A 15,717-nucleotide genomic window follows, 5' to 3' on the forward strand; every position below is an offset into this window, starting at 1 on the left:
TATCAATTTGAGGTGAATTCCTGAAGGGACCGCCTCACGTTATTTCATATTTATAGGAGGAATTCAGATTGTCCACAAAACGCCGTTTGTTTACGTCTGAATCAGTTACAGAAGGTCACCCTGATAAAATCTGTGACCAAATTTCTGATTCCATTTTGGATGCTATTTTAGCAAAAGACCCTAATGCCCGGGTTGCAGCGGAAACTTCCGTTACAACAGGATTGGTGTTGGTGGCGGGGGAAATCACCACTTCGACCTACGTTGACATTCCCAAAATCGTCCGTGAAACGATTAAAGGGATTGGCTATAATCGTGCTAAATATGGTTTTGACTCCGAAACCTGTGCGGTTTTAACTTCTATTGATGAACAGTCACCAGACATTGCAATGGGTGTTAACCAAGCGCTGGAAGCCAGGGAAGGGCAAATGTCGGATGAAGAAATTGAGGCAATTGGCGCCGGGGACCAAGGATTAATGTTCGGATTTGCATGCAATGAGACAAAAGAGCTCATGCCTCTGCCGATTTCTTTAGCTCATAAACTTTCCCGCCGGTTAACCGAAGTCCGTAAAGAGGATATTCTTCCATATCTTCGCCCCGACGGGAAAACACAGGTTACGGTTGAATATGATGAAAACAACCAACCAGTACGGATTGATACGATTGTCATTTCTACGCAGCATCATCCGGAGATTTCACTGGAGCAGATTCAGCGTAACGTAAAAGAATATGTGATTAATCCGGTTGTTCCAAAAGAATTGATTGATGAAAATACAAAGTATTTTATTAACCCGACAGGGCGGTTCGTTATTGGCGGTCCGCAGGGGGACGCCGGTTTAACCGGGCGCAAAATTATTGTTGATACTTATGGCGGTTATGCTCGTCATGGCGGCGGTGCGTTTTCCGGTAAAGACCCGACCAAGGTTGACCGTTCCGCTGCCTATGCTGCCCGGTATGTGGCGAAAAATATTGTTGCAGCAGGTTTGGCTGACAAATGTGAGGTACAGCTTGCTTATGCCATTGGCGTGGCAAGACCAGTTTCCATTTCAATCGATACATTTGGTACCGGCAAGGTGAATGAGGATGTATTGGTTCAATTAGTGGAGAAGAACTTTGATCTTCGTCCGGCGGGAATTATAAAAATGTTGGATCTTCGCCGGCCAATTTACAAGCAAACGGCTGCATACGGACACTTTGGCCGTCCCGATTTGGATCTTCCTTGGGAACGGACAGATAAAGCGGACGCACTGCTGGGGCAGACGGAAGGATGTTAATAGGATGGGAGTTGCATAACAATGTAACTCCCATTTTTATTTTTCGTCTAATTCCAGTAAAGTATGGGGATTAAAGGAATAACATGTTTACAGGCACTCTCCGCAGTGAACAATGATAATACATTGCCAAGGCTCTTACGCTTCAAATTTTCCTTATGTTCACAGTTCCTTTTTTTAAAAAAAGTGGTAGTATAAGAGAGTATGTTTTTTTCTTGGCATCAAATTAAGATGAAGTAGGTGAGGTACATAATGTGTGGTTTTATTGGTTGTGTACACGACAAACCGCAAAGCTATAACGATGAGCAAATCGAACATTTTAAAAATATGAATGATATAATTACCCATCGCGGGCCGGATGACGATGGTTATTATTTTGACGAGCATGTCCAATTTGGTTTTCGGCGCCTTAGTATCATTGACATCGAAAGCGGGCATCAGCCGCTGACCTATGAGAATGAACGGTATTGGATTATTTTTAATGGCGAGGTTTATAACTACGTTGAACTGCGCGAGGAACTATTAAAGGAAGGTCTCTCCTTTGCAACAAGTTCAGATACAGAGGTTATTATTGCTTTATACAGCCACTTGAAGGAAAAAGCGGTTGATAAATTACGCGGGATGTTTGCTTTTGTCATCTGGGATAAGCAGGAACAAACCCTGTACGGTGCCCGGGACCATTTCGGCATCAAGCCATTCTTCTATATGGAAGACGGCGAAAAAACCTATTTTGCATCTGAGAAAAAGAGTATCCTACTGGCACTCGAAAATGATGTACTCGACTATGATGCCTTGCAGCAGTATTTGACATATCAGTTTGTTCCTGAACCGAACACATTATCAAAGGGAATTTTAAAACTGGAGCCGGGCCATTATTTTATCAAAAAAGTGGGCTCGCCCATGGAAATCAAACGCTATTGGAAAGCACATTTTAACCCGGTACAAAAATCCGAAGCCGAATATGTGAAGGAAATCCGGAATATCCTGTTTGATTCAGTAGAAAAACATATGCGCAGTGATGTTCCTGTCGGCTCTTTTCTTTCCGGGGGAATTGACTCATCCATTATCGCTTCTATCGCAAAAGAGTTTCACCCAGCGATTAAAACATTCTCTGTTGGCTTTGAACGCAATGGCTTTAGTGAGATAGATGTCGCCAAAGAAACGGCGGAAAAGCTTGGAGTTGAAAACATCAGCTATGTTATTACACCGGAAGAATATATGAAGGAAGTTCCGAAAATCATGTGGCATATGGATGACCCGCTTGCTGACCCTGCTTGTGTACCGTTGTACTTTGTGGCACGTGAAGCACGAAAACATGTAACGGTAGTCCTATCCGGTGAAGGGGCCGATGAATTATTCGGCGGCTATAACATTTACCGCGAACCGCATGACCTGCAGATTTTTAATAAAATCCCTCGGGTTGGAAAAACCCTGCTTAAAGGGATTGCCAATTTGATGCCTGAAGGAACCAAGGGCAAGAGCTTTATTGAGCGCGGTGTGACACCAATGGAAGAGCGCTATATCGGAAATGCGAAAATGTTCAGTGAGGATGAAAAACGGGATCTATTGAGTGTATATCGGGAAGGATTGAACTATACAGACGTTACCAAGCCCCTTTATCATGAAACCCGTGGCTACGATCCGGTTGACAGGATGCAGTATATTGATATCCACACTTGGATGCGTGGCGATATCCTGCTGAAAGCTGACAGAACAACAATGGCCCATTCCTTGGAGCTGCGTGTTCCTTTCCTTGATAAGGAAGTTTTTGAAGTGGCCTCGAACATTCCAAGCAGCTTAAAAACAGCTGCGGGCACGACCAAGTATATTTTACGCAAGGCAGCGGAAGGCGTCGTTCCTGATCATGTTCTGAACCGCAAGAAGCTTGGCTTCCCTGTCCCAATTCGCCATTGGCTAAAGGCGGAAATGAATGAATGGGCGAAAAAAATTATCCGGGAAAGCAACACGGACCATTTAATCAATAAAACTTATTTATTGAAATTGCTTGACGACCATTGTCTTGATAAAGCGGACAACAGCCGGAAAATTTGGACGGTTCTCATGTTCATGGTATGGCATCAAGTTTATGTTGAAGGTGTTTACTCATTTCAATCGGAAAATGAGAAAGTGTTAGAGACTTTAAAACATTAATTAAAAAAGCACCCTCGGGTGCTTTTTTAATTAGGAGCTGTTAAAACAATAAATTTGATCTTTTTAAGTCTGTTGATTAGAGCGGATAAACTCGACTCCTGAGAGAGTACGGGCGAGGATGCTCCCCGGCACGACCGGGGGCCGCTAAAGCTTCTTTCGCTGCAATCAACAGCCAAATTTAGCACAGCCTTTAATTAAAGTCGAGATATCGGTTATCCTTTTAAGGATTTATAATATTGTGCCTTCTCGGCATATTCGCGGACGATTCTTTCCATGTCTTTAATGTCTTCATCATTTAATTCTCTAATAACTTTTGCCGGTCTGCCAAACGCTAATGTATTGGGAGGGATTTTTTTTCCCTGGGGAACAAGGCTGCCTGCTCCGATAAATGCACCCTCACCAATTTCAGCTTGGTCCAATATAATGGAGCCCATACCGATTAAGGCCTTTTTTCTGATGATACAACTATGAAGGATGACCTGGTGTCCTATTGTCACTTCGTCTTCTAATAATAGCGGGTTGTTGGGACTTTGGTGTAAGATAGTATTATCTTGGATGTTGACCTTTTTCCCTATCCTGGTAGGGGCCACATCCCCCCTGATGACCGAGTTAAACCAGACACTGGATTGTTCGCCAATTTCAACATCACCGGTAACTGTCGCAAAATCAGCGATAAAAACGGAATCATCTATGACCGGATATTTTCCATGAAACGGATAAATCATTTAGGTTGCTCCTTTTTTATAGGATAAGAAAGTTATACTTTCTACCTTGGGAATTGGCCGGCTCAAAAGCGCCCTAGAGCTTAGTGTGCTTCGCTCTCCGATAAGTCAAGCACGAATGCGCCTGTTGGCTCTTCGTGTTTCCTTTAGCTAATCAGAATTTATTCCTTAAATTCCGAACGCATAAGTTCAACTACGCCTCTTTCTGCGCCTAGCGGCTTGCCACTCGGCGAGTTTTTACTTATCTCAGTTGGAGAGGTTCCACAAGGAAGGCTTCGGCTGCATAGGCATCGCACGAACAAAAAGCGTTAGCTTTTTGGAGGAGGCCTGTCGTAAGCTGACCAGGGCGCCTGCGCTTTTCTTAATAGATGATTTAATTGTATCGGAATTATTTGCTTATTGGCAAAAATTTTATCCAGACATGGATATACTGGAAATAACGATTAACCCAGGGGTCCGCGCAATATGGTAAAATACTAAAAAGATTCATACATGATTACTACTTTTCTAGGGGGAAACACAATGTGGAAGTGGGAAGCAGAAGGTGAAGCGAAGGCCGTTATCGTCATCGTTCACGGGGCAATGGAACATCACCGCCGGTACGGCTGGCTGATTGAAATGTGGCGATCATCAGGCTTTCATGTCATTATGGATGACCTTCCTGGCCAAGGAATGACCACAAGGGCCGGCCGTGGACATATTGATTCCTTTGATGAATACATAATCGCTGTAAATGATTGGATTGAGGCAGCATATCAATATGGGTTACCTGTATTTTTATTGGGCCACAGCATGGGCGGGCTCATATCCATTCGTCTTCTTCAGGAAAAACGGCTTAACCTTGCCGGTGTTATTTTGTCCTCGCCCTGCCTGGGACTTGTGAAACCTCCGTCGAGATTTCTGGATTTTATTTCCCGTGGATTAAATGTTATTTTTCCGTCCTTTCGGATTGACCCCAAGTTGACTATCGAAATGGCTACCAGGAACGAGGATGTCCGGGAGGCTGATGCCAATGACACGCTTTATGTGACCAAAGTTTCCGTCAGATGGTATCGAGAGCTTGCGGAGGCTATGAAACAGGCGTTTTTCCGTATTGAAAGAACCCAGGATGTGCCCATGCTAATCATGCAGGCAGGGGAAGATAAAATAGTAAACAAACGGACCGTGAAAGAGTGGTTTAATAAAGTTCCTTTAACGGAACAACGGTTCAAAGAGTGGCCAAAATGCTATCATGAAATCTTTAATGAACCAGAGCGTGAAGAGGTTTTTGAATATGCCAAAGATTTTGTTTATAGCCAAATAAAAGCCATTGGATACATTGTGTAGAAAGGTTGTTGTTTTCCATGAAGCCAGTTACCCTCATGTCCAGGGTATACCGCAAAATACTCCCGGCTGTCCATCAAGAATTGGCTTATTGGAGAGAACGCGCTGAAAGGATTCCGAATTTGGAGCTGCGCAGGCAGGCTCTGGCCAGTATCGAGCACAAAACGTTTCATTGTGAAGGAGGAGCCATATTGGCACTGGCCGCCGAGGCGCACTATATACAGGCAATAAAATTTATTGTTGCCTATCAAACCATTAGTGACTATCTTGATAATCTTTGTGACCGCAGCACTTCGCTGGATCCGAGGGATTTTTCCTCGCTTCATGAGTCGATGTCGGATGCGCTAGTCTTAAACGCGGAACGCAAGAATTATTACCAATATCGTGATGACCAGGACGACGATGGTTATCTTTACGATTTATCCGAAACTTGCAGGTCTGTACTACGGAAACTTGCCCATTATGAACCGATTAAGGATTATCTGCTTGAACTTTGCCACTATTACTGTGAACTGCAGGTCCATAAACATGTGGCCAAGGTTGAACGGGTACCGCGATTGGAAACATGGTTCAACCGGCACAAAGCCAATCTTCCTGATATGGAATGGTATGAATTTTCAGCGTGTTCCGGCTCCACTTTGGGAATATTTTGTCTTGTCTCTTATGCCATGAGGGACGATTTTTCCGCTGAGGATGCGAAAAATATAAGGAACGGTTATTTTCCCTATATCCAAGGTCTGCATATTTTGCTTGATTATTTTATTGATCAAGAAGAAGACCGGGCAGAAGGAGATTTAAACTTTTGCTTCTATTATAAAGACCAAGAAACCTTGTTCGAACGGCTAAGACATTTTGTGTTCGAGGCAGATAAGCATACGGAGCGGTTACCTCATAGAGAGTTCCACCGAATGATTAACCGCGGATTGCTGGGAATTTATTTATCCGACGTAAAGGTCCGGAAACAAAAAGAGGTCCGAAAGTTGGCCAAGGGGATTATTAAGACCGGGGGATGGATCAGTTATTTCTTTTATTTCAATGGACGTGCGTATAGGACCGTCCAAAAAATACTTCAAAACTAATGAAAAATGAGGATGGACGAGCCATCCTCATTTTTTTTCAATTGCGACAATAAATGGTGGATTATTTTGCTGATTAATAAATCGGTACTCCAGGACATGGGCTGTTATTTGATCTAATTGGCGGCAATAGCTTAACAGCGCATCTCGTTCCTCCGCTCCTCCAGGGTGGCCGTGATAAATGACCAGAACAATGATTCCTTCGGGTGCCATGATAGGCAGCAACTGGCCGATGGCCGCAATGGTCGTTTCGGCTTTCGTCACAATCGTCTTGTCACTGCCGGGCAGGTAGCCGAGATTAAAAATGGCACCGGTTACGCTGCCATGAAGCTCGTCAGGAATTATCTCCAGTAGATGTTCATGGCCTTGATTAAAAAGCTGTGTCCGGGCAAGCAGGCCATGCTGTGTTAACCTGTCCTTTGTTGCATGAATAGCTGATTCTTGAATATCGAACCCAAAAACTTTGCCGGTGTCCCCGACGAGTTCAGCCAAAAACACGGTATCATGCCCATTCCCTAAAGTCGCATCCACCGCAATATCCCCGGTGGTCACCGATTTGGTTAATAGAGATTTGGCAAACGAGAGTATACGGTCCAGTTTCATTGGCCCAATCTCCCCGTTTGAAAATATTTCCCCTGCCAGCTGTTTCTGCGTTTTAATTCCGCATCAATACTGTTCAATACTTCCCATTTGTTGACACTCCACATTGGACCAACCATTAAATCAATTGGTCCGTCACCGGTAATCCGGTGGACAACCATTTCCGGAGGCAGGATTTCCAGTTGGTCGCAAACCAAGTTGACATAGTCGTCCATTGTCAGGAATTCCAGCATTCCTTTTTCATATTGTTTCACCATCGGAGTGCCCTTTAACAGGTGCAGCAAATGAATTTTAATTCCCTGAACATCTAGCTTGGCTACTTGACGTGCCGTTTCCATCATCATGTCATGGTCTTCAAGCGGCAAACCATTGATAATATGGGAGCAAACCCGAATGTTATGCTTTCTTAGTTTGTTGGCACCGTCGACATAACATTGAAAGTCGTGGGCACGATTGATTAACTGGGCGGTCCGTTCATGAACGGTCTGCAGGCCCAATTCAACCCAAAGGTAGGTTCGTTTATTGAGTTGCGCCAAGTACTCAACCACCTCATCAGGCAGGCAGTCCGGGCGAGTTGCAATGGATAAGCCGACAACCCCATCCATGTTAATGACCGTCTCATACTTTTCACGCAGCACCTCTACAGGGGCATGGGTATTAGTATAGGCCTGAAAATAGGCCATGTATTTGCCGTCCTTCCATTTGGTGTGCATCTTATTTTTAATATCGTTAAACTGGGTGACCAGGTCGTCAGCGCGATTGCCAGCAAAATCCCCGGAACCCGAAGCACTGCAAAAAGTGCAGCCACCAAAGGCCACTGTGCCGTCACGGTTCGGGCAATCGAAGCCGCCGTCCAATGCCACCTTAAACACCTTATGCCCAAATTGCTGTCGAAGATGATAATTCCATGTATGGTAACGTTTATCATCGGCGGCATAAGGAAATGGTTTGATCTGAAGCATGTATAACAATCTCCTTGGTATAGAGTTTAAGCATCTTTTTATTTTAGCATGGGACAGAAGCCTTATCCAACGATTGTTATTTGCAAAATTGCCAGCATTTATCATTGCTTTACTGTCATAGGAAAGTAAGTGGGGAACACAATAAGAATTGAAGCAGTCCTTATGCTTCAATAATGGCGCTTTTTTTCGGGAGGGTACGTACATGGCTACTCGTGAATCAATGGATGCTTTAAGACAAGAGGTTGAAAATTCAATCCGTTATGCAGAGGAGCAATACAAGCAAAGCAGTCTCCAGCAGCAATATAATAATGATGACTATACTCAAGCACTGCAGCAACTAGAAGCTACCTATCAGGACATCGCTAAAATAGCGCATAGTGCCAGTGCCGAGCAGCGGGATCAGCTTCACCGCATGAGATTGCAGGTCCAGCAACTGCAAAATAATTTGATCTTACAAGATACAAGAGGGGGAGAGCAGTTTTGAAAAAGCGATCTAAACAGCAAAACCCTGAGCAGAAAACCCGCAATGGGATGAATAACCAAGACGTTGAATTGGGGAAAGATTATGATGTGGTGAAAATGGCGAAAAAGAAATACGAAGAGTCAGGCGGCCAGCCGGTAAAATCCAAATTCCATCAGGAACAAAATCAGTCCTCATAAAACAAAAAAATCCCCTGGCAGTACAATCATGCCTGGGGATTTTTTGTTTCCGTTTTCTAATAATACCAATAATTCCAACATATCTTTAGGTAACCGAAAAGAATTGCAACGAACCAGAAAAAGGTCTAAAATGACCAAGGAATTGAATATTTTTCTGATAAAGGAGCGTTTTTTTCATGCCGCGTGCCTTATGGCTGTTAATTATCGGGATGGCAGTGAATATGATAGGCTCTTCTTTTTTATGGCCTTTAAATACCATTTATATTCACAATCATTTAGGCAAGTCTCTGTCCGTTGCCGGGGTTGTATTGATGCTTAACTCAGGAGCGAATGTAATTGGAAACCTCACGGGTGGCTCTTTATTTGATAAAATCGGCGGGTACAAATCAATTCTTTTGGGCATTTTCATCTCTTTGTTTTCCCTTGTTGGTTTAACCTTTTGGCATGGCTGGCCAGAATATGTTATTTTTCTCATCATTGCCGGATTTGGAACCGGGATTATTTTTCCAGCCATGTATGCGATGGCAGGTTCTGTTTGGAAAGAAGGCGGACGAAAAACCTTTAATGCGTTATATGTCGCCTCTAATCTTGGTGTCGCAATCGGTACAGCATCTGCAGGTGTTGTCGCAGACTACTCGTTTCAGCTTATTTTCCTTGCCAATACGGTTATGTACCTAATATTTTTGGTTATTGCCATTTTCGGGTACAGGGGAATTACAATGGATCCTGCCCAGTCCAAGGGTACAGATCAATCGGCTTTATCGGTAAAAAGCAGTGCCAACTTACATGCATTGATCATCCTTAGCTTCAGCTATCTACTTTGCTGGATTCCCTACAGCCAATGGAGCACCACTATTGCCTCCTATACACAGGAAATTAACATAAAGCTTACCCAATACAGTTTATTGTGGACGATAAATGGGGTTCTTATTGTTTTGGGGCAGCCGCTTTTAAATGTCTTGCTAAAAAAGTTTATTAAGTCATTAAAACAGCAAATTATCATCGGTATCGGGATTTTTATGGTCTCATTTTTATTTTTAAACCATGCAGGCACGTTTACAGGATTCCTTGTAGCTATGATTTTCTTGACCATAGGTGAAATGTTTGTTTGGCCAGCGGTGCCGACCATTGCTTTTGGATTGGCACCAAAAGGGCGGGAAGGGTTCTACCAAGGTATTATTAATAGTACCGCAACCGGCGGGAGAATGATTGGTCCGCTGCTAGGCGGGGTAATCGTCGACCTTTACAGCATGACCGTGTTATTCATCATTTTGATTGCCTTGTTTGTCATTGCCATTGCGGCCACACTTATTTATGATCGGAAATTAAAGGCTGTGGTATCGAGTACCTTCCACGGGCAATTCTAATCATCTTTTCCGTGAGGTTATGTTCAGTTTGAGGGGGGATCTATCCATAGGTCCCTATTTTTACGTTTAATTGTAAAAAATTTTGTCAAGGCTGAAATTAGTCCAAGCTACTTGCATACTATAAAAAAATTGATTACAATAACCGTATTACGAAATACTTATATTGCAAAAACCGTGAATAGGAGTAGTAGTGGTTAAGACCCGCATTATTAGAGAGTTGGCGGCTGGTGCAAGTCAACCGGGGACATCATGAACTCGCCTATGAGTTGCAAATGTGAACTTAAGTAAGATTTGCCGTTTTCCGCGTTAAGGATGAATGAAGCGAGTGTTAGTTGCACTAATGTGGGTGGTACCGCGGGAGATACATATATCCTCTCGTCCCTGTCTGGGATGAGGGGTTTTTTATTTTTCACTAGGAGGAACAAGAAATGAGTTTCGATCATCAGCAAATCGAAAAAAAGTGGCAGCAAAAGTGGGAGCAAGAAAAGACTTTTAAAACAAACGAAGAGTACGATAAGCGTAAATTTTACGCCTTGGATATGTTTCCATATCCGTCAGGTGTTGGCCTTCACGTCGGCCATCCTGAGGGATACACCGCAACCGATATCCTCTCCCGCATGAAGCGGATGCAAGGGTATAATGTTCTTCATCCGATGGGCTGGGATGCCTTTGGATTGCCTGCCGAACAATATGCCTTAGATACAGGCAACGACCCGGCAGAATTTACCGAGAAAAACATCAACACCTTCCGCAGACAAATTAAATCATTGGGCTTTTCCTATGATTGGGACCGCGAAGTGAATACAACGGATCCAGAATATTATAAGTGGACCCAGTGGATTTTCTTAAAGCTTTGGGAAAAAGGCCTTGCTTATATTGATGAAGTACCTGTCAACTGGTGTCCTGCACTTGGAACCGTGCTTGCCAATGAAGAAGTCATTGATGGAAAAAGTGAGCGCGGCGGCCACCCTGTTGAACGCCGGCCGATGAGGCAGTGGATGCTGAAAATTACAGCATACGCCGACCGTCTCCTTGAGGACTTGGAGGAACTGGATTGGCCGGAAAGCCTGAAGGAAATGCAGCGAAACTGGATTGGCCGCTCTGAAGGAGCAGAGGTCAATTTCAAAATTGATGGCCATGAAGAAACCTTTACTGTATTTACTACCCGCCCTGATACGCTTTTCGGTGCAACGTATGCAGTTTTAGCACCAGAGCATGCTCTTGTAGACAAGATTACTACTTCAGAGCAACGTACAGCGGTTGATGATTATCTAGATAAGGTTAAGACGAAGAGTGATCTTGAGCGGACAGACCTTGCCAAAGAAAAAACAGGTGTCTTTACTGGCGCCTATGCGGTTAATCCCGCAAATGGCGAAAAAATGCCAATATGGATTGCGGATTACGTATTAGCAAGCTATGGCACAGGAGCGATTATGGCGGTTCCTGCCCATGATGAGCGTGACTACGAATTCGCCAAGGTTTTTGGACTGCCGATTAAGGCGGTTGTTGCCGGCGGCGATGTGGAAGCAGAAGCCTATACGGGTGATGGTGAACACATTAATTCGGAGTTCTTAAATGGTTTAAATAAAGTAGATGCCATTAAAAAAATGATTTCCTGGCTGGAAGAAAAAGAAATCGGGACAAAGAAAGTGACCTACCGCCTGCGTGATTGGCTGTTCAGCCGCCAGCGTTATTGGGGCGAGCCAATTCCAATTATCCACTGGGAAGACGGCACTATGACAGCTGTCCCTGAAGATCAGCTGCCATTGACTCTGCCGAAAACAACCGATATCAAACCTTCGGGTACTGGTGAATCACCACTCGCCAATATTGAGGAATGGGTAAATGTTGTAGATCCGGCAACAGGTAAAAAAGGCCGACGTGAAACCAACACGATGCCGCAATGGGCCGGCAGCTGCTGGTATTACCTGCGTTATATTGACCCGGAGAATTCGGAAGAGCTTGCTTCACAAGAAAAGCTAAAGCATTGGCTGCCAGTCGATATTTATATTGGCGGTGCAGAGCATGCGGTGCTCCACCTGCTGTATGCACGCTTCTGGCATAAATTCCTTTATGATATCGGGGTTGTCCCAACGAAGGAACCTTTCCAAAAGCTGTTCAACCAAGGAATGATTTTAGGCGAAAACAATGAAAAAATGAGTAAATCAAAAGGCAATGTCGTCAACCCAGATGAAATCGTCCATACGCATGGCGCCGATACACTCCGCATGTACGAAATGTTCATGGGACCGCTTGACGCATCGATCGCGTGGTCGACAAACGGCTTGGATGGTTCCCGACGGTTCTTGGACCGGATTTGGCGGTTAATTGTCGAGGAAAATGGCGAGCAGAATCCCAAAATCCAAGACACAGAAGAGGTGTCCAGCCTTGAAAAAGTTTATCATCAAACAGTGAAAAAGGTTACCGAGGACTATGAGGGACTTCGTTTCAACACTGCGATTTCCCAATTGATGGTATTCATTAACGAAGCCTATAGAGCAACTTTGCTGCCAAAGCATTTTATCGAAGGTTTCGTCAAATTGCTGTCACCGGTTGCTCCACACATTGCCGAGGAGATTTGGGAAAAGCTTGGCCATGAAGGCACCATTTCTTATCAAGCATGGCCGGCTTATGATGAAGCAAAACTGGTGGAAAATGAAGTGGAAATCGTCATCCAGGTAAACGGTAAAGTCAAAACAAAAGTGAAGGTTCCAACAGATGCCAGCAAAGAGGCATTAGAAGGAATTGCCATGGAAGATGACCGCATCAAAGAGCAAATTGAAGGAAAAACCATTCGCAAGGTCATCACGGTTCCGGGTAAGTTGGTTAATATAGTAGCAAACTAAATGGGATGAGTGCCGGCTAAAACATAAGGCCGGCCTCTTTTAAAAGGGGATGGATTCTATGGAAGAAATTAAAATCATCACACCGGAAGAACTAAGTAAAAAGCTTGAGTCAGGGGAAAAGCTTGAACTTGTGGATGTAAGAGAAGATGAAGAAGTAGCGGGAGGAATGATTCCAGGGGCTAAGCATATTCGAATGGGAGATATTCCTGCCAATCTCGATTATTTCGACAAGGACAAAGAGTATATTTTCATTTGCCGCTCGAGCCGACGCAGCGAAAACGTCTGCTACTATCTTCAGGAACAGGGCTACAAAGTCCGTAACATGATTGGTGGCATGATGAACTGGACTGGTAACGTCAAATAACCGATTCCAATACGGAATCGGTTTTTTTTTTTTGACACTTTCTTAACTACCGCGTCCGGTTTTTACCGAGGTCTTCAGTCGTTAGGAAGCGCTCTTAACTACCGTGACTGCTTTTTACCGGGGGCTTCGGTCGTTAAGGGGCGTTCTTAACTATAGAATCCGCTTTTTACTGATTCCTTCTGTCGTTAAGACGCTGTCTTAACTTCCATGGCAGCTATTTAATGGTGTCCTTGGTTGTTAATATTTTAATGGGATACTTTCGTGCTTGGAGGGTCTTTAAAAAGAAAGCCACCCATGATCATAACCGGAATAATATTGACGGCTGCCAGGACATATCCCTGAATGTCAGTCCCAATAAACAAAGTGTGGAGTGTAACTAGTATATATAGGATTGGATTTAGGGCATGGAGTTTCTGCCATCTTTGATAACCGATTTTTTTTCTTGCTTTGGAAGTCACAATTGCCAGAATTAAAAAATAGAGACCAATAATTCCTAAAGCATTGGCGATTGTTTGATAGTCGGTTGCAAATGGAATCAGAACATCTGTCCATTTAAATCCCATATACTTGTCAATCAGCAAGAATCCAACATGCCCGACTGTCAGATACAGCGCCCAATCCGACAGGGACTCGTGGAAAATATTCGTTGACGATACATTTTGTTTGCGGCTTTTTTTGATCTGCGTGTAAATCCCGGTCATCGCGGACAGGTAAAGCAAAAAATACGCCACTAAACCGGTTGACCGGATCATATACCACTCAAACAACTCCATCGGGGCTGCCCCCTTTCCATACTTCACCATCATTCTTTATCAAAACAGCGTTTGCGCCTTTTTTTGAAATCCAATCTTGCCCGTCTTTTTCGTCCATCAATAAAACGGTTTTGGCCCAAACATCTGCCTCTAATGCTGTAGGAGCGGTGACGGTGGCGGAAACAATGGAACTCTTGGACGGTTTCCCTGTCCGCGGGTCAATCAAATGGTGCTGCTGCACACCGTTTTTAAGCCATTTTCTTTTTCCTGAAGTGGAGGTCGCAACCGCCCCATCTTTTACTTGAATGGATGAAATCATCTTGGCAGGGGCATTCGGCTCTTCAATCCCAATGTTCAAAGGCCTTGGCAAATCTCCGAAGATACGGATATCCCCGCCGACATTAATGAAACCATAGCCCACTTTTTCCAAAAGTTCAGCGGTGCGGTCAATCACCCAGCCTTTCGCAATCCCGCCAAGGTCAATTTTCTGATGAAGCATAACCGTCTGGTCCGTTTTATTTAATCTATATGGAAAGGCCAGAACAGCAACTGCCCTGTTTCCCCATGGAAACTCTAAGTTTTGGCCACGGATCGTTTCAATGGATGCAGAATAGCCAGCGTCTTCAAGAGCGGAAAGAATGCCAGGATTAAAAATACCGCCTGTTTCTATATAAAGTTGCTCTGCTTGCTCTAAGATCTGGAACAGGTCGTCAGACACAGGAATTTCCTTTCCAACATGCCGGTTAAGATGGGAAAGTTCACTGTCCGATTTGAAACGACTGCAGGTATCCTCAATTCGTTCAAACTGTTTATAGACGGGCATTAAATCATTGGCGAACATTTCTTTATCAATGGAAATTTGAACGATTGTGCTCATGGAGTTAAAACGATATTGAAACATCAGGTGCCTCCTGTAGTGGTATCAAATCCACTTTGATTGTTAAAGTTCTGTCCGCCGCCGTCGGAAAATTGGCCTTGATGATGCCCTCTTCCAAACCCCTGGTCACCACTTCCATAATATTGGCTTGAATCTTCGGAATCGCTGCTGCCAAATGGTGAGGAATTATTTCCATTATTGGCATCACTGTTTCCCTGCTCCGGAAGTTGGACGCCGAATTGATCTTGCTGCTGCTGATTTGTATCACTATTAATGCCCTGATTCTGGGTAGCCGTTTGATTAGTAGATTGCTGATTTCCATTTGAAAATCCGAAATAGGAAGTCAAACCGGCAACCAAAGCTAAACTGCCAAAGCTGACTCCCCAGGAGATTTTTTTCTTCTTATCCACTGGGATAACTCCTTTCAAAATATGAAATTGTTTTACTACTAGGTACTTTACAAGTTGTAACTTAAAAAAACCTTAACTTTTTTAAGAAAAATAATTTTTTAAATTCAAAATATTGTCAATAATAGTAGTAAAAAGTGAGGAGATTCTAGTGATACAGGTAAAACTATTTGATCGGGAACATGAAAAGGATTTAGAGAAAGAAATGAATCGGTTTTTAAGAGGAATCGATGAAAAGAGTCTTTTGGATATTAAATATAATGTTGCGGCATTTCCGGAGGAGGAAGAGGAGGAACAAATCTATTGTTTTTCCGCAATGGTTATTTACCGGGCCTGATGATT

16 protein-coding genes and 1 other annotated feature are annotated in these 15,717 nt (G+C 43.7%); of the genes, 10 read left to right on the forward strand and 6 right to left on the reverse strand.

Translation table 11 applies throughout. The features are described 5' to 3' along the window. Positions 1 to 68 precede the first annotated feature (68 nt). Both metK and asnB read left to right on the forward strand, forming a co-directional pair. Positions 69 to 1,271 carry a methionine adenosyltransferase gene (gene metK / locus ACY8D0_RS14860; RefSeq protein ID WP_462411249.1) on the forward strand — a complete coding sequence of 401 codons (1,203 nt, stop codon included), beginning with the start codon at positions 69 to 71 and terminating at the stop codon, positions 1,269 to 1,271. A 249-nt stretch (positions 1,272 to 1,520) separates the two neighbouring features. Beyond that, positions 1,521 to 3,419 carry an asparagine synthase (glutamine-hydrolyzing) gene (gene asnB / locus ACY8D0_RS14865; RefSeq protein ID WP_462411250.1) on the forward strand — a complete coding sequence of 633 codons (1,899 nt, stop codon included), beginning with the start codon at positions 1,521 to 1,523 and terminating at the stop codon, positions 3,417 to 3,419. A gap of 212 nt (positions 3,420 to 3,631) precedes the next feature. On the opposite strand, the gene ACY8D0_RS14870 is transcribed toward asnB, so the two are convergent. Further along, positions 3,632 to 4,144 carry a gamma carbonic anhydrase gene (locus tag ACY8D0_RS14870; RefSeq protein WP_462411251.1) on the reverse strand — a complete coding sequence of 171 codons (513 nt, stop codon included), beginning with the start codon at positions 4,142 to 4,144 and terminating at the stop codon, positions 3,632 to 3,634. A 519-nt stretch (positions 4,145 to 4,663) separates the two neighbouring features. Here ACY8D0_RS14870 and ACY8D0_RS14875 point away from each other — a divergent pair. Then, on the forward strand, positions 4,664 to 5,467 hold the full coding sequence (locus tag ACY8D0_RS14875) for an alpha/beta hydrolase (RefSeq protein WP_462411252.1): 804 nt from the start codon (positions 4,664 to 4,666) through the stop codon (positions 5,465 to 5,467). 17 nt (positions 5,468 to 5,484) lie between these two features. Further along, complete coding sequence (locus ACY8D0_RS14880; RefSeq protein ID WP_462411253.1) at positions 5,485 to 6,543, forward strand: tetraprenyl-beta-curcumene synthase family protein; 1,059 nt, start codon at positions 5,485 to 5,487, stop codon at positions 6,541 to 6,543. 27 nt (positions 6,544 to 6,570) lie between these two features. On the opposite strand, the gene mnmM is transcribed toward ACY8D0_RS14880, so the two are convergent. Together mnmM and mnmL are read right to left on the reverse strand one after the other, a co-directional pair. Continuing rightward, on the reverse strand, positions 6,571 to 7,143 hold the full coding sequence (gene mnmM, locus ACY8D0_RS14885) for a tRNA 5-(aminomethyl)-2-thiouridylate-methyltransferase MnmM (protein WP_462411254.1): 573 nt from the start codon (positions 7,141 to 7,143) through the stop codon (positions 6,571 to 6,573). Continuing rightward, positions 7,140 to 8,102, reverse strand: a complete 963-nt coding sequence (gene mnmL, locus ACY8D0_RS14890) for a tRNA modification radical SAM protein MnmL/YtqA (RefSeq protein WP_462411255.1) — start codon at positions 8,100 to 8,102, stop codon at positions 7,140 to 7,142. The genes mnmM and mnmL overlap by 4 nt, the downstream gene beginning before the upstream one ends. 202 nt (positions 8,103 to 8,304) lie before the next feature. Between mnmL and ACY8D0_RS14895 the strand changes: the two genes are divergently transcribed. The 5 genes from ACY8D0_RS14895 to ACY8D0_RS14915 all read left to right on the forward strand — a co-directional run bounded on the left by ACY8D0_RS14895 (position 8,305) and on the right by ACY8D0_RS14915 (position 13,339). Continuing rightward, positions 8,305 to 8,586, forward strand: a complete 282-nt coding sequence (locus ACY8D0_RS14895) for a YtzC family protein (RefSeq protein ID WP_462411256.1) — start codon at positions 8,305 to 8,307, stop codon at positions 8,584 to 8,586. Further along, positions 8,583 to 8,762 carry a glycogen biosynthesis protein GlgD gene (locus tag ACY8D0_RS14900; RefSeq protein ID WP_462411257.1) on the forward strand — a complete coding sequence of 60 codons (180 nt, stop codon included), beginning with the start codon at positions 8,583 to 8,585 and terminating at the stop codon, positions 8,760 to 8,762. The genes ACY8D0_RS14895 and ACY8D0_RS14900 overlap by 4 nt, the downstream gene beginning before the upstream one ends. A 176-nt stretch (positions 8,763 to 8,938) precedes the next feature. Then, the gene (locus ACY8D0_RS14905; protein WP_462411258.1) at positions 8,939 to 10,129 is read left to right on the forward strand and encodes an MDR family MFS transporter; all 1,191 of its coding nucleotides are present in this window, start codon (positions 8,939 to 8,941) and stop codon (positions 10,127 to 10,129) included. A gap of 165 nt (positions 10,130 to 10,294) precedes the next feature. Next, positions 10,295 to 10,515: a binding site (T-box leader), on the forward strand. 42 nt (positions 10,516 to 10,557) lie between these two features. Beyond that, the gene (leuS, locus tag ACY8D0_RS14910) at positions 10,558 to 12,975 is read left to right on the forward strand and encodes a leucine--tRNA ligase (protein ID WP_462411259.1); all 2,418 of its coding nucleotides are present in this window, start codon (positions 10,558 to 10,560) and stop codon (positions 12,973 to 12,975) included. 58 nt (positions 12,976 to 13,033) lie between these two features. Beyond that, positions 13,034 to 13,339 (forward strand): rhodanese-like domain-containing protein, encoded by a 306-nt coding sequence (locus tag ACY8D0_RS14915; RefSeq protein ID WP_462411260.1) that lies wholly within the window; start codon positions 13,034 to 13,036, stop codon positions 13,337 to 13,339. A 245-nt stretch (positions 13,340 to 13,584) separates the two neighbouring features. Here ACY8D0_RS14915 and ACY8D0_RS14920 read toward each other — a convergent pair whose 3' ends face one another. The 3 genes from ACY8D0_RS14920 to ACY8D0_RS14930 are packed head-to-tail and all read right to left on the reverse strand — an operon-like array spanning position 13,585 to position 15,378. After that, a complete protein-coding gene (locus ACY8D0_RS14920) occupies positions 13,585 to 14,112 on the reverse strand; it encodes a ferric reductase-like transmembrane domain-containing protein (RefSeq protein WP_462411261.1) in 528 nt (175 codons plus the stop codon). Beyond that, positions 14,099 to 14,992, reverse strand: a complete 894-nt coding sequence (locus ACY8D0_RS14925) for an FAD:protein FMN transferase (protein WP_462411262.1) — start codon at positions 14,990 to 14,992, stop codon at positions 14,099 to 14,101. Before ACY8D0_RS14925 ends, ACY8D0_RS14920 begins: the two co-directional genes overlap by 14 nt. After that, on the reverse strand, positions 14,992 to 15,378 hold the full coding sequence (locus ACY8D0_RS14930) for a hypothetical protein (protein ID WP_462411263.1): 387 nt from the start codon (positions 15,376 to 15,378) through the stop codon (positions 14,992 to 14,994). Before ACY8D0_RS14930 ends, ACY8D0_RS14925 begins: the two co-directional genes overlap by 1 nt. A 148-nt stretch (positions 15,379 to 15,526) precedes the next feature. Here ACY8D0_RS14930 and ACY8D0_RS14935 point away from each other — a divergent pair, with 148 nt between their 5' ends. Continuing rightward, on the forward strand, positions 15,527 to 15,712 hold the full coding sequence (locus tag ACY8D0_RS14935) for a sporulation protein Cse60 (RefSeq protein ID WP_042459830.1): 186 nt from the start codon (positions 15,527 to 15,529) through the stop codon (positions 15,710 to 15,712). Positions 15,713 to 15,717 lie beyond the last annotated feature (5 nt).

It is taken from the genome of Neobacillus camarae (assembly GCF_054950115.1).

Bases quoted from the DNA above. Each gene is read 5' to 3' on its own strand.
- ACY8D0_RS14875 (WP_462411252.1), top strand. From the start codon at position 4,664: ATGTGGAAGTGGGAAGCAGAAGGTGAAGCGAAGGCCGTTATCGTCATC.
- ACY8D0_RS14920 (WP_462411261.1), bottom strand. From the start codon at position 14,112: ATGGAGTTGTTTGAGTGGTATATGATCCGGTCAACCGGTTTAGTGGCG.
- asnB (WP_462411250.1), top strand. From the start codon at position 1,521: ATGTGTGGTTTTATTGGTTGTGTACACGACAAACCGCAAAGCTATAAC.
- leuS (WP_462411259.1), top strand. From the start codon at position 10,558: ATGAGTTTCGATCATCAGCAAATCGAAAAAAAGTGGCAGCAAAAGTGG.
- ACY8D0_RS14870 (WP_462411251.1), bottom strand. From the start codon at position 4,144: ATGATTTATCCGTTTCATGGAAAATATCCGGTCATAGATGATTCCGTT.
- ACY8D0_RS14895 (WP_462411256.1), top strand. From the start codon at position 8,305: ATGGCTACTCGTGAATCAATGGATGCTTTAAGACAAGAGGTTGAAAAT.
- ACY8D0_RS14915 (WP_462411260.1), top strand. From the start codon at position 13,034: ATGGAAGAAATTAAAATCATCACACCGGAAGAACTAAGTAAAAAGCTT.
- mnmL (WP_462411255.1), bottom strand. From the start codon at position 8,102: ATGCTTCAGATCAAACCATTTCCTTATGCCGCCGATGATAAACGTTAC.
- ACY8D0_RS14925 (WP_462411262.1), bottom strand. From the start codon at position 14,992: ATGTTTCAATATCGTTTTAACTCCATGAGCACAATCGTTCAAATTTCC.
- ACY8D0_RS14905 (WP_462411258.1), top strand. From the start codon at position 8,939: ATGCCGCGTGCCTTATGGCTGTTAATTATCGGGATGGCAGTGAATATG.
- ACY8D0_RS14880 (WP_462411253.1), top strand. From the start codon at position 5,485: ATGAAGCCAGTTACCCTCATGTCCAGGGTATACCGCAAAATACTCCCG.
- mnmM (WP_462411254.1), bottom strand. From the start codon at position 7,143: ATGAAACTGGACCGTATACTCTCGTTTGCCAAATCTCTATTAACCAAA.